The organism is Synechococcus sp. GFB01, assembly GCF_001039265.1.
Taxonomy (GTDB): domain Bacteria; phylum Cyanobacteriota; class Cyanobacteriia; order PCC-6307; family Cyanobiaceae; genus NIES-981.
On record NZ_LFEK01000012.1, the window covers coordinates 1 to 20,534 of the forward strand.

Annotated in this window: 23 protein-coding genes, 2 tRNA genes and 5 pseudogenes; 20 read left to right on the forward strand and 10 right to left on the reverse strand. The window is 68.6% G+C overall.

Features of this window, described 5'->3' with window-relative positions:
* Positions 1–66: 66 nt before the first annotated feature.
* Positions 67–205: pseudogene (locus SYNGFB01_RS15140) on the reverse strand (cytochrome b6); the annotation flags it as partial.
* Between the two features lie 50 nt (positions 206–255).
* Here SYNGFB01_RS15140 and ctpZ point away from each other — a divergent pair.
* The 7 genes and pseudogenes from ctpZ to SYNGFB01_RS02355 all read left to right on the forward strand — a co-directional run bounded on the left by ctpZ (position 256) and on the right by SYNGFB01_RS02355 (position 5,089).
* Complete coding sequence (ctpZ, locus tag SYNGFB01_RS02325; RefSeq protein WP_048016769.1) at positions 256–1,530, forward strand: carboxyl-terminal processing protease CtpZ; 1,275 nt, start codon at positions 256–258, stop codon at positions 1,528–1,530.
* A gap of 1 nt (position 1,531) precedes the next feature.
* A pseudogene (locus SYNGFB01_RS02330) lies at positions 1,532–2,769 on the forward strand (HD domain-containing protein).
* 27 nt (positions 2,770–2,796) lie between these two features.
* Positions 2,797–3,513, forward strand: coding sequence for a septum site-determining protein MinC (minC, locus tag SYNGFB01_RS02335; protein WP_053068268.1), 717 nt, complete (start codon positions 2,797–2,799; stop codon positions 3,511–3,513).
* 52 nt (positions 3,514–3,565) lie between these two features.
* A pseudogene (minD, locus tag SYNGFB01_RS02340) lies at positions 3,566–4,383 on the forward strand (septum site-determining protein MinD).
* Positions 4,384–4,387: 4 nt separating this feature from the next.
* Positions 4,388–4,729, forward strand: a complete 342-nt coding sequence (minE, locus tag SYNGFB01_RS02345; protein ID WP_048016770.1) for a cell division topological specificity factor MinE — start codon at positions 4,388–4,390, stop codon at positions 4,727–4,729.
* Positions 4,730–4,788: 59 nt separating this feature from the next.
* Positions 4,789–5,004: a response regulator transcription factor gene (locus SYNGFB01_RS02350; protein WP_048016771.1), complete on the forward strand. Its 216-nt coding sequence runs from the start codon at positions 4,789–4,791 to the stop codon at positions 5,002–5,004.
* Between the two features lie 13 nt (positions 5,005–5,017).
* A tRNA-Thr gene (locus SYNGFB01_RS02355) sits at positions 5,018–5,089 on the forward strand.
* On the opposite strand, the gene SYNGFB01_RS12860 is transcribed toward SYNGFB01_RS02355, so the two are convergent.
* The 6 genes and pseudogenes from SYNGFB01_RS12860 to SYNGFB01_RS02380 form a co-directional block, all read right to left on the reverse strand.
* Positions 5,080–5,346, reverse strand: coding sequence for a hypothetical protein (locus SYNGFB01_RS12860; RefSeq protein ID WP_152669473.1), 267 nt, complete (start codon positions 5,344–5,346; stop codon positions 5,080–5,082). The genes SYNGFB01_RS02355 and SYNGFB01_RS12860 overlap by 10 nt on opposite strands.
* A 328-nt stretch (positions 5,347–5,674) precedes the next feature.
* Complete coding sequence (locus SYNGFB01_RS14770) at positions 5,675–5,842, reverse strand: hypothetical protein (RefSeq protein WP_200900038.1); 168 nt, start codon at positions 5,840–5,842, stop codon at positions 5,675–5,677.
* A gap of 277 nt (positions 5,843–6,119) precedes the next feature.
* Positions 6,120–6,446: pseudogene (locus SYNGFB01_RS16110) on the reverse strand (L-threonylcarbamoyladenylate synthase); the annotation flags it as partial.
* Positions 6,443–7,333, reverse strand: coding sequence for a peptide chain release factor N(5)-glutamine methyltransferase (gene prmC, locus SYNGFB01_RS02370; protein ID WP_369795461.1), 891 nt, complete (start codon positions 7,331–7,333; stop codon positions 6,443–6,445). The gene prmC and the pseudogene SYNGFB01_RS16110, both read right to left, overlap by 4 nt.
* Before the next feature lie 42 nt (positions 7,334–7,375).
* On the reverse strand, positions 7,376–8,539 hold the full coding sequence (locus SYNGFB01_RS02375; RefSeq protein WP_082325814.1) for a DNA-processing protein DprA: 1,164 nt from the start codon (positions 8,537–8,539) through the stop codon (positions 7,376–7,378).
* Between the two features lie 27 nt (positions 8,540–8,566).
* Positions 8,567–9,007, reverse strand: coding sequence for an acyl-CoA thioesterase (locus SYNGFB01_RS02380; RefSeq protein ID WP_235299873.1), 441 nt, complete (start codon positions 9,005–9,007; stop codon positions 8,567–8,569).
* 141 nt (positions 9,008–9,148) lie between these two features.
* On the opposite strand from SYNGFB01_RS02380, the gene SYNGFB01_RS02385 reads away from it, so the two are divergent.
* Positions 9,149–9,997 (forward strand): universal stress protein, encoded by an 849-nt coding sequence (locus SYNGFB01_RS02385; protein WP_048016773.1) that lies wholly within the window; start codon positions 9,149–9,151, stop codon positions 9,995–9,997.
* A 10-nt stretch (positions 9,998–10,007) separates the two neighbouring features.
* Here SYNGFB01_RS02385 and psbM read toward each other — a convergent pair whose 3' ends face one another.
* Together psbM and SYNGFB01_RS02395 are read right to left on the reverse strand one after the other, a co-directional pair.
* Positions 10,008–10,115, reverse strand: a complete 108-nt coding sequence (gene psbM, locus SYNGFB01_RS02390) for a photosystem II reaction center protein PsbM (protein WP_048016774.1) — start codon at positions 10,113–10,115, stop codon at positions 10,008–10,010.
* A 58-nt stretch (positions 10,116–10,173) separates the two neighbouring features.
* On the reverse strand, positions 10,174–10,683 hold the full coding sequence (locus SYNGFB01_RS02395; RefSeq protein ID WP_048016775.1) for a 2Fe-2S iron-sulfur cluster-binding protein: 510 nt from the start codon (positions 10,681–10,683) through the stop codon (positions 10,174–10,176).
* Positions 10,684–10,799: 116 nt separating this feature from the next.
* Here SYNGFB01_RS02395 and psbB point away from each other — a divergent pair, with 116 nt between their 5' ends.
* The 12 genes and pseudogenes from psbB (at position 10,800) to SYNGFB01_RS02455 (ending at position 19,906) form a co-directional block, all read left to right on the forward strand.
* A complete protein-coding gene (gene psbB, locus SYNGFB01_RS02400) occupies positions 10,800–12,359 on the forward strand; it encodes a photosystem II chlorophyll-binding protein CP47 (protein ID WP_048016776.1) in 1,560 nt (519 codons plus the stop codon).
* A 15-nt stretch (positions 12,360–12,374) separates the two neighbouring features.
* Positions 12,375–12,470: a photosystem II reaction center protein T gene (locus SYNGFB01_RS02405; protein ID WP_006042122.1), complete on the forward strand. Its 96-nt coding sequence runs from the start codon at positions 12,375–12,377 to the stop codon at positions 12,468–12,470.
* 132 nt (positions 12,471–12,602) lie between these two features.
* Complete coding sequence (nrdR, locus tag SYNGFB01_RS02410) at positions 12,603–13,100, forward strand: transcriptional regulator NrdR (protein WP_048016777.1); 498 nt, start codon at positions 12,603–12,605, stop codon at positions 13,098–13,100.
* A 122-nt stretch (positions 13,101–13,222) separates the two neighbouring features.
* Positions 13,223–14,278 (forward strand): 30S ribosomal protein S1, encoded by a 1,056-nt coding sequence (locus SYNGFB01_RS02415; protein WP_048016778.1) that lies wholly within the window; start codon positions 13,223–13,225, stop codon positions 14,276–14,278.
* Between the two features lie 10 nt (positions 14,279–14,288).
* Entirely contained in the window at positions 14,289–15,080 is a 792-nt protein-coding gene (locus SYNGFB01_RS02420) for an HAD family hydrolase (RefSeq protein WP_048016779.1), read from the forward strand.
* A gap of 103 nt (positions 15,081–15,183) precedes the next feature.
* A pseudogene (metK, locus tag SYNGFB01_RS02425) lies at positions 15,184–16,433 on the forward strand (methionine adenosyltransferase).
* A 36-nt stretch (positions 16,434–16,469) separates the two neighbouring features.
* Positions 16,470–17,741, forward strand: a complete 1,272-nt coding sequence (locus tag SYNGFB01_RS02430) for an FGGY-family carbohydrate kinase (RefSeq protein ID WP_048016780.1) — start codon at positions 16,470–16,472, stop codon at positions 17,739–17,741.
* 152 nt (positions 17,742–17,893) lie between these two features.
* A complete protein-coding gene (locus SYNGFB01_RS02435) occupies positions 17,894–18,160 on the forward strand; it encodes a DUF2470 domain-containing protein (protein ID WP_048016807.1) in 267 nt (88 codons plus the stop codon).
* A gap of 94 nt (positions 18,161–18,254) precedes the next feature.
* A complete protein-coding gene (locus SYNGFB01_RS02440; protein WP_235299874.1) occupies positions 18,255–18,887 on the forward strand; it encodes a ComF family protein in 633 nt (210 codons plus the stop codon).
* Positions 18,888–18,917: 30 nt separating this feature from the next.
* Positions 18,918–18,990: transfer RNA gene (locus SYNGFB01_RS02445), tRNA-Phe, on the forward strand.
* A 36-nt stretch (positions 18,991–19,026) separates the two neighbouring features.
* On the forward strand, positions 19,027–19,278 hold the full coding sequence (locus tag SYNGFB01_RS02450; RefSeq protein WP_048016809.1) for a hypothetical protein: 252 nt from the start codon (positions 19,027–19,029) through the stop codon (positions 19,276–19,278).
* A gap of 25 nt (positions 19,279–19,303) precedes the next feature.
* Positions 19,304–19,906: a chromophore lyase CpcT/CpeT gene (locus SYNGFB01_RS02455; protein WP_048016781.1), complete on the forward strand. Its 603-nt coding sequence runs from the start codon at positions 19,304–19,306 to the stop codon at positions 19,904–19,906.
* On the opposite strand, the gene SYNGFB01_RS02460 is transcribed toward SYNGFB01_RS02455, so the two are convergent.
* The gene (locus tag SYNGFB01_RS02460; RefSeq protein ID WP_152669474.1) at positions 19,896–20,384 is read right to left on the reverse strand and encodes a hypothetical protein; all 489 of its coding nucleotides are present in this window, start codon (positions 20,382–20,384) and stop codon (positions 19,896–19,898) included. The genes SYNGFB01_RS02455 and SYNGFB01_RS02460 overlap by 11 nt on opposite strands.
* Between the last annotated feature and the right edge of the window lie 150 nt (positions 20,385–20,534).

Sequence of the window (20,534 nt, forward strand, 5' to 3'; positions counted from 1 at the left end):
GGAAGAAAATGCCAAGCGAAATGGCCGATGTGGAAAACCAGTATCGCGCCGCGCCGACCTGGTGCCGAACCWAATATTGACGTGAGGGGGGCACATACTTGGCCGAGATGTCATCGGCGATGGCCTGGATCTCAAGACGCTCCTCGAACCAGTCGTAGACGGGGTTGGAGGACCCCCCGGGGCTTCCAGCAGGAGTGTTGGCCATGCAGCTGGGTGATTGGGTTGCGAGAGTCTACGCACTGCCTCGAAGCCCCCGTGAGCGCCCAGCGCCCATCCCACCGGCCTCCTCAACCGTTTGCAATACGGCTGCTTGCCCTGCTGCTGGCAGGCCTGTCGCTGCTGGCGGTGTCCGCGCCCGCAGCGGCCCTCAACGATGCCCAGCAGCTGGTGGTGGAGGCCTGGCGGCTGGTCAATCAGAGCTACGTCGACCCGGCGCGCTTCGAAGCGGTGCACTGGAAGCGCCTGCGCCAGAAGGCGCTGGAGCGTCCGATCGAAAGCTCGGCCGACGCCTACGACGCCATCGAGGCGATGCTGGCGCCTCTCAACGATCCCTACACCCGGCTGCTGAGGCCGGCCGATTACGCCGCCCTGCGCTCCAGCACCGAGGGCACGGTGAGCGGCGTGGGCCTGCAGCTGGGGCTCAGGTCGGACGACCAGGCAATCGTGGTGATCGCTCCCCTCGATGGGTCTCCGGCCGCGGAGGCCGGCATCGCTTCCGGCACCGAGCTGCTCACCGTGAACGGGCGATCCACGGCGGAGCTGGGGCTGGAGCAGACCGCCGCGGCCCTGCGCGGCAGCAGCGGCAGCCGGGTGCTGGTGACCGTGAGAGCTGCCGACCGGGTGCGTGAGCTGGAGCTGGAGCGACGCCAGGTGGACCTGCGGCCGGTTCGCAGCCGGCGGCTGCGAACCGGGGAACACACCCTGGGCTATCTGCGCATCACCCAGTTCGCCGAACCGGTGCCGGCGGGGGTGAAGGAGGCCCTCGCTGACCTGACCGACCAGGGCATCGAGGGGCTGATTCTCGACCTGCGCAACAACTCCGGCGGCCTGGTGAGCGCCGGTCTGGCCGTGGCCGACCAACTGCTCGATGCCCGGCCTGTGGTGGAAACGGAGGGCCGCGAAGGGATCAGCGCACCGCAGCAGTCGAACCCCNGCAGTCTCTACAGCGGCCCGCTGCTCACGCTGATCAACGGTGGTACCGCCAGCGCCAGCGAGATCCTGGCGGGAGCCCTCCAGGACGATGGCCGCAGCCGGCTGGTGGGCAGCCGCAGTTTCGGCAAGGGCCTGATCCAGACCCTGATCTCCCTCGGCGACAACAGCGGCCTGGCCGTCACGGTGGCGCGCTACGTGACCCCCAATGGCCGGGCGATCCAGGGGCAGGGACTCGACCCTGATGTCGAACTGTCCCTGCCGGAGCCGCTCAACCCCGGCGGCGAGGGCGACATCTGGCTGGACCAGGCCGGCAGGCTGCTGATGCAGCAGATCGAGCAGCAGCAAGCCTCGCGGTTGCCCAATGGTCCCGCCGGCTGACATGGGCGGCCGTACCTACCACGATCCGCTGCATGGCGCGATCCGGCTGGAACGCGGTCACCCAGCCGAAGCCCTGGCGATCGATCTGATCGACACCGCGCCCNTTCAGCGGCTGCGGCGGATCCGCCAGCTGGGTCCAGCCTTCCTCACCTTCCACGGCGCCGAGTCGAGCCGTTTCACCCATTCCCTGGGCGTGCTGCACCTGGCCCTCCGGGCGCTGGCGCAACTGGAGACACAGCGCCCGAGCTGGCCGAGCATCGCGGCGTGTGCTGGGCCGCTGCCCTGCTGCACGATCTCGGCCACGCCCCGTTCAGCCACACCGGCGAGGAGATGTTCGGGCTGCAGCATGAAGCCTGGTCAGGCCGGTTGATCCGGGAGCACCCGGCCCTGCGGGATCGGCTGGAGGCCTATGCCTCCGGCACAGCCGCCGCCGTGGCCGACCTACTGGAGCATGGCCGCTGCCGCCATGGCGCCATCAAGGCCCTGGTGAGCAGCCAGCTCGACTGCGACCGGCTCGACTACCTGCTGCGCGACAGCTACAGCACCGGCACCAGCTACGGCAGCCTCGATCTGCAGCGGATCCTGGCGGCCCTCTGCCTGGCCCCGGACNGCAGTCTGGCCATCCACCCCAAGGGACTGATGGCGGTGGAGCACTACCTGGTGGTGCGCAACCTGATGTACCGCAGCGTGTACAACCACCGGCTCAACGTGGTGTGCAACTGGCTGCTCTGCCAGGCGGTGCGCACGGCACGGCAACTGGGACCGGAGCGGGTCTGGGCCGATGCCGTGATGACCCGCTGGCTCTGGCAGATCGAGGCGCTGGATCTACCGGCCTTCCTCGCCAACGACGATCTGCGCACGGGCTATCACCTGCAGCGCTGGGCCGAGGATGGGCCGCCGGAGCTGGCAGAACCGTGTCGCCGCCTGCTGGAGCGGCGGCTCCCCCGGGCCATCGACGTGAGCCACCTCGACCCCGGCCAGCGACTCGAGCTGCTGGCCCTGGCCCGGTCGCTGACTGCGGCCGCCGGCCTGGATCCGGAACGCTGCTGCGGCCTGCAGCAGCGCCAGAGCCATGGCTATCAGCCCTACAAGGGCGGCCTTCGCCTGTGGGATGGCCGCCAGCTCCAGGCTCTCGAGCAGCGTTCGGCCCTCGTGCGCAGCCTCGCCGAGCCCACGCAGCTGGCCTGGCTGATCCATCCCCGTGAGGTGAGCGACAGCTTGCGCGCCAGGCTGGGTTGACTGTCAGCGGTGCAGCTGCCCAGCCCGATGAGTACCCCCCTCGAATCCGCGCGGCCGGACGCCGGGCTGCCCCATCGCCTGCTGGTGCCAGGCGGGGAGACCCCAGCACAGGCCGCCGTGAGCGCGATGCTGGCCGATGCCACCCTGCAGGGAAGCCTGCCCCCAGCCGGCCCGCTGCAGCTTGTGGCGGGGGAACGCTTCCTCAGGGTTGCAGAGCTGCAGCAGCTGGCGGAAACCCTCGCCGAGGCGGGGTTTGATCTGGTGAGCGTGGCTTCGAGCAACCCACGCACCCGGGTGGCGGCCGCCGCTCTCGGGTTGGGCTGGGAGTCCCAGATGCCGCCGTCTGGGCGGGATGACCGCGGCCAGAATCGGCGCCTCACCATTCATGAAGGCACCCTGCGCGCCGGCGACCACCTCGAGGTGGGGGGCTCGCTGCTGGTGCTGGGGGATGTCAATCCTGGAGCCCGCATCAGCGCGGCCGGTCACGTGCTGGTGTGGGGCCAGTTGCGCGGTGTGGCCCACGCCGGCAGCCGGGGGGACCGGTCGGCACGGATCGTGGCGCTGCAACTGCGGCCGCTGCAGCTTCGGATTGCTGAGATCGTGGCCCGCGGGCCCACTGACCTTCCCCCGGCGGGCCTGGCGGAGCAGGCCAGGCTGGAAGATGACACGATCCGGATCGAGCTGGCGCCGGCGGGCTGGCCGGTCAGCGCTGAATCCGGAAGCCATGAGGGATTGTCAGCCTGATCGGGTTCTGCCGGCGATTTGGCCTTAGCCTGCCCCGACCCCAGCTGCCGCCGTGACAGCCGCGCCCGCACGCACGATCCTGATCTGCTCAGGCAAGGGGGGGGTCGGCAAGACCACCCTCACTGCCAACCTGGGCATCGCCCTGGCCAGGCTTGGGGCCCGCACCGCCGTGCTCGATGCCGATTTCGGCCTGCGCAACCTCGACCTGCTGCTGGGCCTCGAGAACCGGATCGTGTACACCGCCCAGGAGGTGCTCGCCGGTAGCTGCCGCCTCGAGCAGGCCCTGGTGAAGCACAAGCAGGAGCCCAACCTGGCCCTGCTGCCGGCGGGCAATCCCCGCATGCTCGAGTGGCTCACCCCCGACGACATGCGCAGGATCGTCGCGATGGTGGGCGAGCAGTTCGACTATGTCCTGATCGATGCTCCGGCGGGCATCGAGGGGGGATTCCGCAACGCCATGGCCGCGGCCCGGGAAGCGATCGTGGTCACGACACCCGAGGTCTCGGCGGTGCGCGACGCGACCGGGTGATCGGGTTGCTCAACAGCGANGGGGTCAAGCCCATTCAGCTTGTGCTCAACCGGGTGCGGCCGAAGATGATGGCCAATCAGGAGATGCTGGCGGTGAACGATGTCACCGAGATTCTCGCGCTGCCGCTGCTGGGTCTCGTTGTGGAGGATGAGCAGGTGATCGTGAGCACCAACAGGGGAGAGCCGCTCACCCTCAACGGCAATGGCTCCCCGGCGGCCCGCGCCTACATGAACGTGGCGCGACGGCTCCTGGGCGAGGAGGTCCCCCTGAACGACCCGAGCGCCGAGCGGCAGGGGCTGAGAGCCAGGATCGGCCGGCTGATCCAAACCAAGATCTTCTGAGGCCATGACCCTGCGCGAGATGATCAATCGGCTGCTGGGCCGGCAGCCAGCCAGTGCCACAACCGCGAGGGAGCGGCTGCAGCTGGTGCTGGTGCTGGCGCACGACCGCAGCGATCTCAACCCCGAACTGCTCGAACAGATGCGGCGGGAGATCCTGGAAGTGGTGAGCCGCTACGTGGAAATCGATCTCGATGAGGGCGATGTGAGCCTGGAAACCGAAGACCGGGTCACCGCGCTGGTGGCCAACCTGCCGATCCGACGGGCCCTCCCCCGACCGGGACTCGACGACGTCCGAACCGGCGTTGGCAGCACGGATCAGCAGATCGCTGCACGTCTGCGCTCCTGAGCCCTAGGCCCCAATCGGGCACCGCGTGGGAACCCTGGCGGCAGTTGCCTTCCCTCGCCATGGCCTCAGCCTCCGGCCAGCCCCCCGTGGAGGCCCTCACATCAGCCGAGCAGCGTGTGCTGGCTGAGCTGTGCAGGGGCCACAGCAACAAGGGCATCGCGGCCTCGCTTGTGCTGAGTCCCCGAACCGTGGAGAGCCACATCTCCAATCTGCTCGCCAAGACCGGCAGCGCCAACCGCATCCAGCTGCTGCTCTGGGCCCTGGGAGAGCGATAGCATCAGCGGGCCAGCCGGCTTAGCTCAGCGGTAGAGCAGCGCTTTTGTAAAGCGAAGGCCATCGGTTCAAATCCGTTAGCCGGCTTCACCAGGCAGCATCAGACTCCAGATGGCGGCCTTCTTGGCAGGGCACAGCTGGGGCACGTAATAACGAACCGCCGCCGCCTCCACCTGCTCCACAGCGATCCCCTTGAAATTGATCTGCTCCTCGGTGAAGCGCTGCTGAAGCTGCTGCTGGGTGGCATGGAGGTCAACACTGGAGCCCACGATCTCGCACAGCACCTGGGCATACAGACGGGCGGCACAGCCGGTGTAGCCATAGCGCCGTACGCACTCGCTCACCGGGGGGGGGGGGACAGGCTGGGGCGGCAGCGTCTGGCCCAGCACCATCCCCGCGCTGAACTGGGGAGCACTGATCAGGCCAAGCCAGAGCCGGCGGAGGCGGTGATGCCTCCAGGCAGGTCGCAAGCGACCGCTCATGGGAGCGGATCGCGGCTGAGGCAAGCCGACGAACGTTGAGCACACTGCTGCGCAGAACCGTCCACGTGCGAAGCAGTGCTGCACTGCTGCTGTCACTGCTGCCGACATTAGACCGCGATTCCGGCAGCCTGCCGACAGGTGCAGAGGCGAGGCACCCGGCCCGCTCTGGGCTCGCGGNCTGAGAAGCGGCTCAGGAATCGGACAGCGGCCGGCCGGCCAGCAGCCACACCCCAACGGCCAGAGCCAGCCAGGGCAGAGCGTTCAGGTTGACCAGGGCGGTTCCGATGGCCAGCAGCGGCTCCAGCAGCCAGTGGCAGAGAGCGCTCGTGATCAGCAGCAGCAGACCCAGGGCCGCCATCACGAAACCTGCAGCTCCGGGGGCAGGAAAGCACCGGCCCGCAGCAGCTGCCAACCCCCGGAGGCCTGCCAGGCCAGCACGGTGCTGGCCTGGCCGCTGCCCTCAGGCCAGGGGAGCGGCGCCAGCAGGGGCAGGTCCGGGAAGATCGCGGCAGCCTCGGCGGCGGTGGTGGCCGGGGGCTCGGCGGATCGATTGGCGCTGGTCGTGGCCAGGGGCCTGACAGACGCAGCAGAGTCCGGGCCTGTTCGCAGGCAGGAATCCGCAGACCGAGGGTGGTTCCACCGGGATTGAGCCAGTCCACCAGCTCGCCACGGGCTGGCAGCACCAGGGTGACGGCGCCAGGCCAGCCGCGTGCCGCCATGGCCAGCCACGCCGGCTGCCAGGCCACCCCCAGCAGCGGCTGGAAAGCTTCCAGGTCTGCCGCCATCAGGATGAGCGGCTTGTCGGGCGGACGGCGCTTGATCGTCCAGATCTGGCTGGCGTGGCGCGGCAGGCAGGCCAGGGCGGGCACGGTATCGGTGGGAATCAACGCCGCCGAGCCGCTCGTCAGGCGCTCGGCCAGGTCGTGCGCCGGCAGCTCGAGATGGGGTTGAGCAGCTGTCATGCGGGGGAGGAGGCCAGGACGGTCGGGGCTGGGGGGCGAAGGGCCGAGGCGAAGCGGAAACGCCCCTCCAGATCCGGGTGCGCCGTGGGCTGCTGCAGACCGGCGGCCTCCAGCAGTGCCATCACCTGGGGGCTCTGGTCATGGTGATGCTCCAGCAGCAGCACGCCGCCAGGGGCGAGGGCCTGGTGGGCGCCCGTGAGGATCCGCCGGATGGGATCGAGGCCATCCGGTCCGCCATCCAGGGCGAGAGCCGGCTCATGGCAGCGAACGACAGGCGCGAGCTCGGCCCAGACAGCCGTGGGGATATAGGGAGGGTTGGCCACCACCAGAGCCAGCCCGCCCCACCAGGGGCGCAGCGGCTCCCACCAGCTGCCCTGCAGGAGAGCGACGCGATCAGCCATCCCGGCCGATTGCAGATTCGCGGCGGCCAACGCCAGGGCCGGCTCACTGAGATCCACGGCGAGCCCCTGGCGGACCGGCCAAGCCTGAGCCAGCGCCAGCGCCAGACAGCCGGAGCCTGTGCCCAGGTCGGCCCAGTGCTGATCATGCGGCAGCGACGGCGCCAGGGACAGCGCCAGTTCGATCAGGCACTCGGTCTCCTGACNGGGGATCAGCACCCCTGGCCCGACCTGCAGCTCCAGATCCCGCCAGGGGCATCGCCCCACCAGATACTGCAGGGGCTCATGACCCTGGAGGTGTCGCTGCCAGAGCCCTGCGAGGTGCTCGAGAGGCCTAGCGAGCTGCACGATCCGCTGAGGCTGGAGGCGGAGCGCCTGGAGCTCCTGCCAGGACACACCTCCAGCCAGATCCAGCAGCCAGTCGAGATCAGCGCTGCGACCCCCGAGCCGGAGCTGTTCACGGCGCCAGGCCATCAGCTCGACGCCCACCAAGCTGGATCGGCAGAGAAGCGGGCGTGGCATGCAGGCAGGCTAGAGGGCCCGCCAGCTGAGGCCCGACTCAGCGCGCACCTGCCCGGCCAGCTCCAGGGCCAGCAACCGCTGCGCGAGGGCAGCCGCCGGCAACTCCAGCCTCTGACACAGCGTCTCGAGCGTGGCTCCGCGCCCCACTGCCGCCAGCAACTGTGGATCGATGTCGGCTTGCTCTTCCGGGCCTTGCTGGCGGCGGTGGGCCAGCGGGCCCGGGCCGAGCTGACGCACCAGATCGAGGGGGTCGAGCAGCGCTGTGGCTCCCTGAGCCAGCAACCGGTTGCTGCCCACCGCCGACTGGCGCGAGGTGTCGGCTGGCACCACCCAGAGCGGCAGCTGCTCCTGCCAGGCAAGCCGGGCGGAATGCAGAGCCCCGCTGCCCAGGGGGCACTCCACGACCACCACAGCCCGTGCCAGGGCCACCTGCAAGCGATTGCGCGCCGCGAAGTGGCCGGCCCGCACCCCCGTGCCGGCGGGCAGTTCGCTGATCAGCAGACCGGCCTGGCCCACGGCGGCCTGGAGCGACTGGTGGTGGCGGGGATACACCCGCTCCAGCGGGGTGCCGAGCACCGCCACCGGACGGCCCGAGCGGTCGAGGCAACCTTGGTGAGCGGCGGCATCGATCCCCTCCGCCAGGCCGCTGACCACAGGCCAACCCGCCTGGGCCAGCGCAGCGCCGATCGCCTCGGCCATCGCCAGGCCATGCGGTGACGCCCGGCGCGTGCCCACCACCGCCACCGCCTGGCGCCGGCTCAGGAGCGGCCAGAGCGCACCATGTCCGTGCCAGTAAAGCCCGAGGGGTGGGCGAGCCAGGTTGTGAACGGCCGGTGGGAGAGCCGGATCGCCGGGCACCAGCACCCGCCGCGGAAACCCCGAGCTGGCCAGGAACGCCGGCAGGGGGTCGGGGCCCCAGTGGCGCCGATGAGCATCGATCCGCCGGCTCAGCGCCGGACCGATCCCGAAGAGCGTGGCCAGGGCGGGCAGGGGAGCCGCCCAGGCTGCCGCCAGGCCGCCACAGCCCGCCTCGATCCGGCCGAGCAGCGCCCAGCCGAGGCCAGGGCATGCCGCCCACAGAAGCCACCAGGCACGGCGCTGCCGGCTCCATCGGGCAACAGCCCCGGCGCCGCGGCGCCGACTGGGAGGGGCGCCCGCTGAATCCTCCAGCATGGCTGACAGTACAGATGTACCATCAGCCTAGCCCGGGCCGCGTGCCAGGGCCGCCAGCGCATCGGCCAGATCGGCCGGCGGGCGGCGCAGCGGCCTTGGAGGCCGGCCGCTGCCGCCGCGCTCAATCAGCACCAGCTCGACCAGGGCCTCCGCCGCCACCATCCCATCGCCCTTCACGAATTGACTGCGCCAGGGCCACCTCAGGCCCCGCCTGGGCAGGATCTGGCTCCAGAGCTGCACGGCTTCGCCATGCAGCAACGACTGGCTGTAGTCGATGCTGAGACTCACCACCGGCAGCTCCAGGCCCCGCGCCGAAAGATCGCTGTAGGCCAGCCCCACCGCCGCAAGGGCCTCCACCCGTGCCTCCTCCAACCAGGCGAGATAGGCGCCATGCCACATCACGCCGGCATGGTCGGTGTGCTGGGGAAGCACACGGCGTTGCAGCAGCCAGCCGGACGTCAGGCTCACCAGGGCCCCACCTGCCCTGGCGGCATGATCGGAACAGCAATGCGCAGCGATGCGAGGTGGATGATCACGGTCTGCATGGGCGATGCCATCTGCCCAGCCAATCGGCCATAGGCTGCCTCAGCGCCTGAACGATCCCGACAAGTGTTTCGCAACGTTCTGATCGCCGATTCCGGCAAGGGCCACGTGGAGGAGATGGTGCGCATGCTCCGCGAGATCCCTGNCGTGAAGAAGGCCCGGATGAATCTGCTGCACGTTGTGCCGGAGCAGGCCGGCGAGAGTTACGCGGAACATTCGCAGAAAGCGGCCGCCATGGTGGCCGAGGCCGTGGACCGACTCGGACTGAACCCCAGCGAGGTGAACACGATCATCCGCCAGGGCGACGCCAAGCAGACCGTGCTGAAGGTGGCCGAGGAGCTCGACAGCGACTTGATCATCATGGGCTCGCGCGGGCTGAACCGACTGCAGGCGATCCTGAGCAACAGCGCCAGCCAGTACGTGTTCCAGCTCTCCACCAGGCCGATGCTGCTGGTGCGGGACGACCTCTACATCCGCCGCATCAACCGGGTGATGGTGACCGTGGATGGCACCGGCGTGGGTGATGACGCCATCCGGCTCGCCTGCGAACTGGTTCGCGAGATCCCCGGCGGCAGCCTCACCGGCGTGCATGTCAGCCGTCAGGACATCACACCGTCGCGCGGCGGCAGATCTCCGGCCGATGAGGTGCTGGAAAAGGCCGTTCAGCGAGCGCGGGGATTCGGGGTCGAGATGAAGCCGATGCATCGCACCGGCGACACCGCCCGGAGCGTCTGCGACGCCGCCGAGGAGTGCAAGGCCGACCTGGTGGTGATCGCCTCGCAGGACCGCCGCCCTGTGGTGGCCAAGGCTCTGGTGGACCTGGATCGTCTTCTGGGGAGCTCCGTGAGCGACTACATCCGGGTGCACGCACCTGCTCCGGTGCTGCTGGTGCGGGAACCGGAGGGACGGGGCTGAGGCTGGCGCCTCAACCTCCCTGACGGCTGCTGGTCTGGATGTAGAGAACGATCAGGAACACGGCCGGAACCAGAACGAACAGGAGGCTGGCGACGAAGNCGAGATCGTTGGTCTGCATGGCTGTGGGGGAGGTGCTGGGANGGTATCACCGCGATTCGGCACGGTTCCCGGCCGCTTCATCCCTCGTTGTGATGGGGACGGCCGGGGTCGTCATCGCGTTCCTGAACCGCTTCCAGATCGGGGAGGGAATCGATGTCAGGCCGGGAATCGGTCTCGGCATCGTCAGGCTCGCGAGCCGGCGGCTCGGGCCAGCTGGTGGGGCCGGCGGGCAACGGACTGGCCAGGGCCCGCGCCACCTGGGCCTCCTGATCGGCAAGACCGATCTGAGGCCGGCTGATCACCAGGAGCGACTGCTGAACGAGCGCCTGGCAGGCCAGCCGCCACTGCTGGGGACGGCGCCGCAGCTTCTGCTCCTCCACCGAGGTACGGGGGCTGAGGGCCTGTGGGGAGGTGCCCTCCGGAATCTCCACGAAGCAGGTGATGCACTGGCCGCAGCCGCCGCAGTTGCCCAGGGTTCCCTTCAGGCCGTAGAGCTGAATCCCCTCCCGCANGGCGACTTCACGCAGGTTTTCACCGGGGTAGCACTCCACGTCTCGCCCCTCACGCACGAAGCGGATCACAGGCATGGCAGGAGCGGGCAGATGTGGCCATTCTGAGCCGCCCCGTTGCGGACCGTTACCACCGCCGCGGCGGGAGCAGCGCGACCCNTACGATCGCCCCACCCACCCCGGAACGTCTCCCTATGGGATTGCCCTGGTATCGGGTGCACACGGTCGTGATCAACGACCCGGGCCGTCTGCTCGCCGTGCACCTCATGCACACCGCCCTGGTGGCCGGCTGGGCCGGCTCCATGGCGCTTTACGAGCTTGCGATCTTCGATCCCTCCGACCCGGTGCTCAACCCCATGTGGCGCCAGGGCATGTTTGTGATGCCGTTCATGGCCCGCCTGGGTGTGACCGGCAGTTGGGGCGGCTGGAGCATCACCGGCGAGACCGGTGTCGACCCGGGCTTCTGGAGCTTCGAGGGCGTCGCCGCAGCCCACATCATTCTCAGCGGCCTGCTCTTCCTGGCTGCGATCTGGCACTGGACCTACTGGGATCTCGAGATCTGGCAGGACCCCCGCACCGGTGAACCTGCGCTCGATCTTCCCAAGATCTTCGGCATTCACCTGCTGCTCGCCGGCCTGGGCTGCTTCGGCTTCGGTGCCTTCCATCTCACCGGGGTGTTCGGCCCCGGCATGTGGGTGAGCGATCCCTACGGCCTTACCGGTCACCTCGAACCCGTACAGCCGGCCTGGGGCCCCGAAGGATTCAATCCCTTCAATCCTGGCGGCATCGTGGCTCACCACATTGCCGCCGGCATCGTCGGCATCATCGCCGGCATCTTCCACATCACCACCCGTCCGCCCGAGCGTCTCTACAAGGCCCTGCGGATGGGAAACATCGAAACCGTGCTCGCCTCGGCAATCGCTGCGGTGTTCTTCGCCGCCTTCGTCGTGGCGGGCACCATGTGGTACGGCGCTGCGGCCACTCCCGTGGAGCTGTTCGGGCCCACCCGCTATCAGTGGGATCAGAGCTACTTCAAGACCGAGATCAACCGTCGCGTCCAGACCGCGCTCGACAACGGCGCCACCAGGGAACAGGCCTGGGCATCGATTCCCGAGAAACTCGCCTTTTACGACTACGTGGGCAACAGTCCCGCCAAGGGTGGTCTGTTCCGGGTGGGTCCCATGGTCAACGGCGATGGTCTGCCCACCGGATGGCTGGGGCACATCTCCTTCACCGACAGGGAGGGCCGTGAGCTCGAGGTCCGGCGCCTTCCCAACTTCTTCGAGAACTTCCCCGTGGTTCTCGCAGACCAGGACGGCATCGTGCGCGCCGACATCCCCTTCCGCCGGGCCGAGGCGAAGTACTCCTTCGAGCAGCAGGGTGTGACCGCCACCGTCTATGGCGGTGCTCTCAGCGGTCAAAGCTTCAGCGATCCTGCCGACGTGAAGCGTCTGGCCCGCAAGGCCCAGCTCGGTGAAGCGTTCGAATTCGATCGGGAGACCTACCATTCCGACGGCACCTTCCGCAGCTCACCCCGCGGCTGGTTCACCTTCGGTCATGCCACCTTCGCCCTGCTCTTCTTCTTCGGCCACATCTGGCACGGGGCCCGCACCCTGTACCGCGATGTGTTCGCCNGGATCGATNCCGACCTGGGTGAGCAGGTGGAATTCGGCCTCTTCCAGAAACTGGGAGACCGGTCAACCCGCCGCCTGCCTCCCGGCTACGTGCCGCCGGCCGGCTCCACACTCAGCTGATCCGGAGGAGATCCCATGGAGAGCTTTGCCTACATCCTGATCCTCACGCTNGCGATCGCCACCCTCTTCTTCGCCATCGCCTTCCGCGATCCCCCGAAAATCGGCAAGTGAGCTGATCGATCGATGCCTGGGGCCCCCGCCTTCAATGCGGGGGCCTTTTTCATGGCCCCGCACTGCCGCACAGGGGTTCTCAACAGCCAAACGGCTCTCTACACTTCAAAAAGTTCACCCGGATCCGCGGGCATGCAATGCCCCTCCTGTCAACACACGGATAGCCGGGTGCTCGAATCCAGGGCTGCCGACGGAGGCCGCAGTGTGCGTCGCCGTCGCGAGTGCCTCAACTGTGAATTCCGCTTCACCACCTACGAGCGGGTGGAGACCGTTCCGATCACGGTGGTGAAGCGCAACGGCAACCGGGAAACCTTCAATCGCTCCAAGCTGCTGCACGGCCTGCTGAGGGCCTGCGAGAAGACCGGACTGGACCCCGCCCGACTGGAGTGCCTGGTGGATGNAATCGAGCTGCAGCTCCAGCAGCGCAGCGGCCGCGAGGTGAGCAGCACCGAGATCGGCGAGCTCGTGCTCCAGCACCTCAGCGGCCTGAGCGAAGTGGCCTATGTGCGCTTCGCCTCCGTGTACCGCCAGTTCCAGGGAATCAGCGACTTCGTGGCCACCCTTGAGCGGCTGAACAGGCACCAGAAGGGAGAACAGCAGCCCCGGCCTGAGCTAGCTGCGATCAGCTGAACAATCCGGTCATCCAGTTCCTGGGTCGCCCTGCGTTGGTAGGATCTGTGTTTGGTCTGCGCTGCTGGCGGGCAGCCACGACCTTCCCATCGCCCTGCTGTCAGCAGGCCGCCAGATCCTCCATGACCGTAACCCCTTCCGACATCAGCACCACCGAGGCCGACCTGGATCTCGCCGCTGAAGCGGCCGCCGATCTCGACCTCGCCATACCGGAAGAGGTCCCCACGGCCGACGATCCCAGCAGTCGCCCGCGCTCCGGCGATGCCGACGGTGTCGGCTTCACGCTCGATGAGTTCGCCTCCCTGCTGAGCAAGTACGACTACAACTTCAAGCCCGGCGACGTCGTCAATGGCACCGTGTTCGCCCTCGAATCGAAGGGCGCCATGATCGACATCGGGGCCAAGACCGCCGCCTTCATGCCGCTCCAGGAGGTGTCGATCAACCGGGTCGAGGGGCTGAGCGATGTGCTTCAGCCCGGCGAGATCCGTGAGTTCTTCATCATGAGTGAGGAGAACGAGGACGGACAGCTCTCCCTCTCGATCCGCCGCATCGAATACCAGCGTGCCTGGGAGCGCGTGCGTCAGCTGCAGAAGGAGGACGCCACGATCTACAGCGAAGTCTTTGCCACCAACCGTGGCGGCGCCCTGGTACGAGTGGAGGGACTGCGCGGCTTCATTCCCGGCAGTCACATCAGCACGCGCAAGGCCAAGGAGGAGTTGGTGGCCGACTTCCTGCCGCTGAAATTCCTCGAGGTGGATGAGGAGCGCAACCGTCTGGTGCTCAGCCACCGCCGCGNCCTGGTGGAGCGGAAGATGAATCGGCTCGAGGTGGGCGAGGTGGTGCTGGGCACCGTTCGCGGCATCAAGCCCTATGGCGCCTTCATCGACATCGGCGGGGTGAGTGGCCTGCTGCACATCTCCGAGATCAGTCACGAACATATCGAGACACCCCACACGGTGCTCAATGTGAATGACCAGATGAAGGTGATGATCATCGACCTCGATGCCGAGCGTGGCAGGATCTCCCTCTCCACCAANGCGCTCGAGCCGGAGCCGGGCGACATGCTCACCGATCCGCAGAAGGTGTTCGACCGCGCCGAGGAGATGGCGGCGCGCTACAAGCAGATGCTCCTCGAGCAGGCCGAGGACACTGAGCCCATGGGAGTGACTCTCGACTGAACGGGCTCAGGTGGCGCGGTTTCTGCTGCGGGGTCTGCCGATCGGGGCTCCCGATCAACCGATCCGGGCGGTGCTCTTCGACAAGGACGGCACCCTTTCGATCAGTGAGCCCATGCTTCATGCCCTGGCGGAGGCCAGGGTTTTTCATTGCCAGCGGATGCTCGGCGAACGGCACCCCGAACTGGGGCCGAGGCTGCTCGCGGAGCTCGATGACCTGCTCAGACGGGCCTATGGACTGGCAGCAGACGGGGTGGATCCGGCTGGCACCACTGCCGTGGCCAGCCGACACCACAACCTGATCTCCACCGCCACCGCGCTGGCCCAGGTAGGGCTGGGCTGGCCGGAAGCCCTGGCCCTCAGCGAGGCTGTGTTCGCCCGCACCGATGGGCTGCATGGCATTGACAGCAGCCACAGGCCGAAAGCCACCGAGGGATTGCATGAACTGGTGGAGCAGCTCACCGCAGCCGGTCTGCTGTGCGCGGTGATCAGCAACGACGACATGGCCGGAATCGCGTCGTTCCTCAACGGCCAGGGCATCGCCCGGCACTTCCGGGCCTGCTGGAGCGCCGATCACACCCCACGGAAGCCGGATCCCCAGGCCGTGCATGCCCTCTGCCGGGAGCTGGGGGTGCAGNCCTGCGAATGCGNCCTGATCGGGGATGCCAACAGCGATCTGCGCATGGCCCGGGCGGCCGGGGTGGCGGCGGTGCTGGGCTACACGGCCGCCTGGAGGCGTCGACCGCCATTGGACGCCAGCTTNCCCCAGCTGCAGCACTGGAGCGAGTTGGCACTCCACCACTGAGATCAGCAAGGCCATCCTGCAATCCCGACCGGACAGCTCGGGACAGAGCGCAGCCCCCGGGACCCTGCCGATAAGGTNGNCCCCAACGCCTCTGGAGCCGTCCATGGCCAGCCGTTACGTGTTCACCTCCGAGTCGGTGACCGAGGGCCATCCCGACAAGATCTGTGATCAGGTGAGCGATGCGGTGCTCGACGCCCTGCTGGCCCAGGATCCGGCCTCCCGAGTGGCCTGCGAGACCGTGGTGAACACCGGCCTCTGCCTGATCACCGGTGAGGTCACCACCAACGCCCGGGTCGACTTCAACACCCTGGTGCGCGGCGTGATCGAGCGGATCGGCTACAGCGGCGCCAGGGCCGGCGGCTTCGATGCCAACAGCTGCGCGGTGCTGGTGGCCCTCGATCAGCAGTCGCCCGACATCGCCCAGGGGGTGGATGAGGCCGACGACCACGCCGGCGATCCGCTCGATCGGGTGGGTGCCGGTGATCAGGGGATCATGTTCGGCTACGCCTGCGACGAAACCCCGGAGCTGATGCCGCTGCCGATCAGCCTGGCCCACCGGCTGGCACGCCGGCTGGCCGAGGTGCGTCACAGCGGCACGCTGGGCTATCTCCTGCCTGACGGCAAAACCCAGGTGAGCGTCGTCTACGAGAACGACCAGCCCGTGGCGATCGACACGATCCTGATCTCCACCCAGCACACCGCCGAGATCGATGGCATCGCCGAGGAGAAGGCTCTGCGCGAGCGCATCGCCACCGACCTCTGGGAGCATGTGGTGGAGCCAGCCACCGCAGATCTCAGCCTCAAGCCCGCCAGGAGCAGCACCCGCTTCCTGGTGAATCCCACCGGCAAATTCGTGGTGGGCGGGCCCCAGGGCGACGCCGGTCTCACCGGACGCAAGATCATCGTGGACACCTACGGAGGCTACGCCCGCCATGGCGGCGGTGCCTTCTCCGGCAAGGACCCCACCAAGGTGGATCGCTCCGCCGCTACGCGGCCCGCTATGTGGCCAAGGCCCTGGTGGCCGCCGGCCTGGCCCGCAAGGCCGAGGTGCAGCTCAGCTATGCCATCGGTGTGGCCAAGCCTGTGAGCATCCTGGTGGAGAGCTTCGGCACCGGCGCGATCAGCAACGCCGATCTCACCGCCCTGGTGCAGGAGCATTTCGACCTGCGCCCCGGCGCGATCATCGAAACCTTCGGCCTGCGTCAGCTGCCCCAGCAGCGCGGCGGCCGCTTCTACCAGGACGTGGCCGCCTACGGCCACTTCGGGCGCAGTGACCTGAATCTGCCCTGGGAAGACGTGGCCGCGATCGCGGCCAGCCTGAAACAGGCCACGGCAGACCGTCTGGCTGTCTGATCGGCAGGCGGGAGGAGACACCTCGCCGCGACCACCATGCCACCGGCAGGTCCTCTGGCTCTGGGTGTGGATCTGGGCAGCAGTGGCCTACGGCTTGCCGTGGTTGCGCGCTGCGGCGAGCGGCTCGCCGAGTCGGTCAGTCCATACCCGCGCCCGTTCAACGACCCAGCCGGCTGGCAGGAGGGCCTGATCGGCCTGGTCTCCCGGCTGCCAGGCGAGCTTCGCCAGAGCATCGCCGCCCTCGCTCTCGACGGCACCTCGGGCACCCTGCTGCTCTGCCGGCAGGATGGGTCGCGGCCTGATGGCCTCCTGGGCCGGGCCCTGCCCTACCACCAGGCCTACCCGGAGCAGGCCGTGCAGGCCCACAGCATCGCCGGCTGCGGGCCCGCAGCCGGCGGCAGCGGCAGCCTGGCCCGGGCTCTGCATCTGCTGGAGGCCGCCGACCAGGCCGGTGAAACGGGCCCGTGGCTGCTGCGCCACCAGGCCGACTGGCTGATGGGCTGGCTGCTGGGCGACTGGAGCTGGGGGGAGGAGGGCAACAACCTGCGGCTGGGCTGGGATCCATCCAGCCAACGCTGGCTCGGCGGGATCACCGCTCAGCCCTGGGCTGCAGGCCTGCCCCGGATCGCGGCCAGCGGCACCATCCTGGGCAGGCTCACCGCTGCGGCCGCCGCCATGCTCGGCCTGCCGGCTGGCTGCCGGGTCGTGGCGGGCAGCACCGATGCCAATGCGGGGGTGCTGGCCGCCGATCCACGGCCCGGTGACGGGGTGACGGTGCTCGGCACCACCCTTGTGCTCAAGCAATGGAGCCCCGCGCCCCTCCGCGGCCCTGGCGTGAGCAGCCACCGGATCGGCGGTCGCTGGCTGGTGGGTGGTGCCGCCAATGCCGGGGCCGGGGTGCTGCGGCAGTTCTTCAGCGACGACCAGCTCGCAGAGCTGAGCCGTCAGATCGATCCCAGCCAGCCCAGTGGCCTGCAGTTGCGGCCGCTGCCGGGCCGAGGCGAGCGTTTCCCGATCGATGATCCCGACCTTGAACCGATTCTGGGCCCCCGGCCGGTGAGCGATGCACGTTTTCTTCAGGCTCTCCTGGAGGGGCTGGCCCGCCATGAGGCTGCCGGCTGGGCACAGCTGGAGCGGCTGGGAGCCCCCCCGATCCGGCGGCTGATCACGATCGGTGGCGGTGCCCGCAACCCCCAGTGGCGCGCCATCCGACAGCGGCTGCTGAGCCTGCCGGTGCTCAACCGGCCGGGGCTGAGCGCGGCCCTGGGAATGGCCAGACTGGCGGCATCCGCCCTGCCCCCGCCATGACGAAACTGCGCGACTGGCTGGCCATCGCCCTCTTCGTGGTGCTGGCTGGCTACGTGGGGTTCAGCGCCATCCGCCTCGGCCTGCTGCTCTGGCAGCGGGTCGCGCCGGCTGACGCCCCGGCTCCAGAATCTGCAACAGCCGCGTTGTCCGCCATGGCCGCCGACCCCCTCACCGCCGCCGTGAGCGACCGCATCTGCAGACACATGAACAGCGACCACGCCGAAGCGGTGCTGGCCTACGCCCGCCACTACGGCGGCATCGCCGAGGCAGGGCAGGCCCGCATGGTGGCCGTGACACCCGAGGCGATGGAGTTGGAGGTGGATGGCACATCGCTGCTGATCCGCTTCGATCACCACCTCAGCGACAGCGAAGACGCCCACCGCACCCTTGTGGCGATGCTGCGGGCCCTGCCCGGCTGAGCCTCACCGAGCCCTCACCAAGAGCGGCCGAGACCCCGGCGCAGCGCCGTGGGAACCCTGGCAACGGCCTCGCGCGGGTGTGTCGGTGTTGGCGGTGTTCGCCCCTGCCCTTCGCAGGGCTCTGGCCGATGGTCTGGCCCTCGACTGGTTGCTGGCTGCCAGCCCAGCGAACGGCCTCTGCCCGGAGCTTTCCGGGGAAGGCCTCAGCGATCCCGACCCTCTGCCCTGGTGGGCCGCCGGCAGCTATGCCGGCGAGCTGCGCTGCCGGCTCCTGCGGCTGCGCCGCAGTCCTGACCCACGGGCCATGGCAGAGCTGACCCCAGGCCTGGTGGCGGGGCTGCGGCGGGATTTCGCCGGGCGCGCCACGCGGCCGCTGCTGGTTCCGATACCCAGCTGGAAGCAACGCGGCAATCCGCTGCCGCCGCTGCTGGGCCGGCTGCTGGCCAGACAGCTCGGCTGGCGCGTCAGCGGGGGGCTGCATCGCAGCCGTCCGGTGCTCGGGCAGCACCACCTGGGACGGGAGCTGCGCTGGGCCAACCAGGCCGGCGCCTTCCGCGCCGACCCCCCCACGGCCGGCCGATCGGGACCAAGGCCGACGCTGCTCCTTGTGGACGACATCCTCACCACAGGCGCGACCGCCATCGCCGCAGCCGCAGCCCTGCAGGCCGCCGGCTGGCGGGTGGCGGGGATGGCTTGCCTGGGCCGCACTCCCCTGGCTGGGCCGTGATCTAGGATCCTCGGGTCGCCGGAGCGACGCGCCGGGATAGCTCAGTTGGTAGAGCAGGCGACTGAAAATCGCCGTGTCCCCAGTTCAAATCTNGGTCCTGGCATTCCCATCCTCTTCGTTCCAGAAACGGATCCACGCCGTGGCTCGGCCCTTCGATCCCTTCGCATCTACAGAATCCGGCCCCCGGGTCTTCAACAACGCCGACAGCTTCGCCCAGGCGTTTGACGAAGCCTGGCAGCAGCATGAGCGCCGCCAGCCCGGCCACGGGCTCGAGCGCCAGGAGAAGCGGGATCTGATCCTGGCCCAGCTGGAGGACCATCCCTTCCAGCAGACTGCCCCGGAGAGGGCTCGCCAGGTGGCCGATTTCCGCCTCCGCCTGCTCGGTCTCTGAGCCCCGTCGACACCCGAGCCGCCCCTTGGACACCCCCCTTCTCCGCCTGGTGCGCCTGCTCAGCGCCGGTTTCAGCAACCAGCAGCAGGCTTTCGAGAATCCGCCTCTCTACGCCCACATCCTGGTGAAGTTCAGGCCGCTGCCGCAGCTGGCGCCGGGTTCGTTGCTGCTCGACCAGAGCTACGCGATCAGTCCTGCCACCCCCTATCGACTACGCGTGCTGCGGCCCGAACTGGGCCCCAACGGNCTGGTGATCCACAACCAGGNCATGGTGGATGACCAGCGCTTCTGGGGCGCCATCGATGATGCAGAGCTGCGCAGCCGCATCCAGCCGGCCGATCTCCAACCCCTCGANGGCTGCGCCTACGTGGTGCGCGAGCATGGCGACGGCTTCGTGGGCGAGGTGGAGCCAGGCTGCCGCTGCCTGGTGGAGCGCAAGGGGCAGACGACCTATCTGGTCAGCCGGCTCGAACTGAGCAGCAGCGGCATGCGCACGCTGGACCGGGGGCATGACCCCGCATCGCATGAGCTCGTGTGGGGCTCGCTGGCAGGCGAATTCGAGTTCGAACGGGTGGCTGACTACAGCAGTGAGATCCCAGAGAGCTGGCTACAGGCACTCAGGCCGTGAGGCGATCGGAATAGGGATCGAGTTCCGGCTCATCCACGAGCGCGTACGGGGCGTCGGGCTCGCCATCCAGTTCAGAATCCAGGCAGTCCAGCTCGTCGGGCAGCTCATCCATGAACAGCTGCTCGCCCTCCTCGAAGAAGGTCGCGTCGCCGTTCTGCTGCAGCGGCAGCACCGCGGCCTCCTGGCGGAGTGCGGTCGGGGCGGAGCCTGCCAGGCCGCTCAGCAGGGCCTCGAGCCGTGCAAGCCGTTCCTCGGTATCCTCCAGGCGCAGCTCGGTGTCGGCCGACTCACCGTTCTGGGCACTGCTGCCTGTCTGCAGGAGCGGCTGCAGTTTCAGCTCCTGAACCGCCAGTCGCTCCTCCAACTCGAGCAGGCGATAGGCCAGCGATTCGGTGAGCTCTGAGAGGCTCTGAATCTGGATGGCGAGGCGCATCAGAGATGGGCTGAGCGTGGCGGGAGCCGGCAACGCCGCAGTCATGGCTGAAACGGCAGATGGGCGGATGGTATCGACGCTGGATCGAGACGCCAGTGGCCCAACTTGTAACGATTGTGAAAGCCTGCTCTTGGGATGGAAGCAGGCCCATAGGATCCGGCAACAGTCAGTGCCGGCCATGGCCCTGGCCTGCCT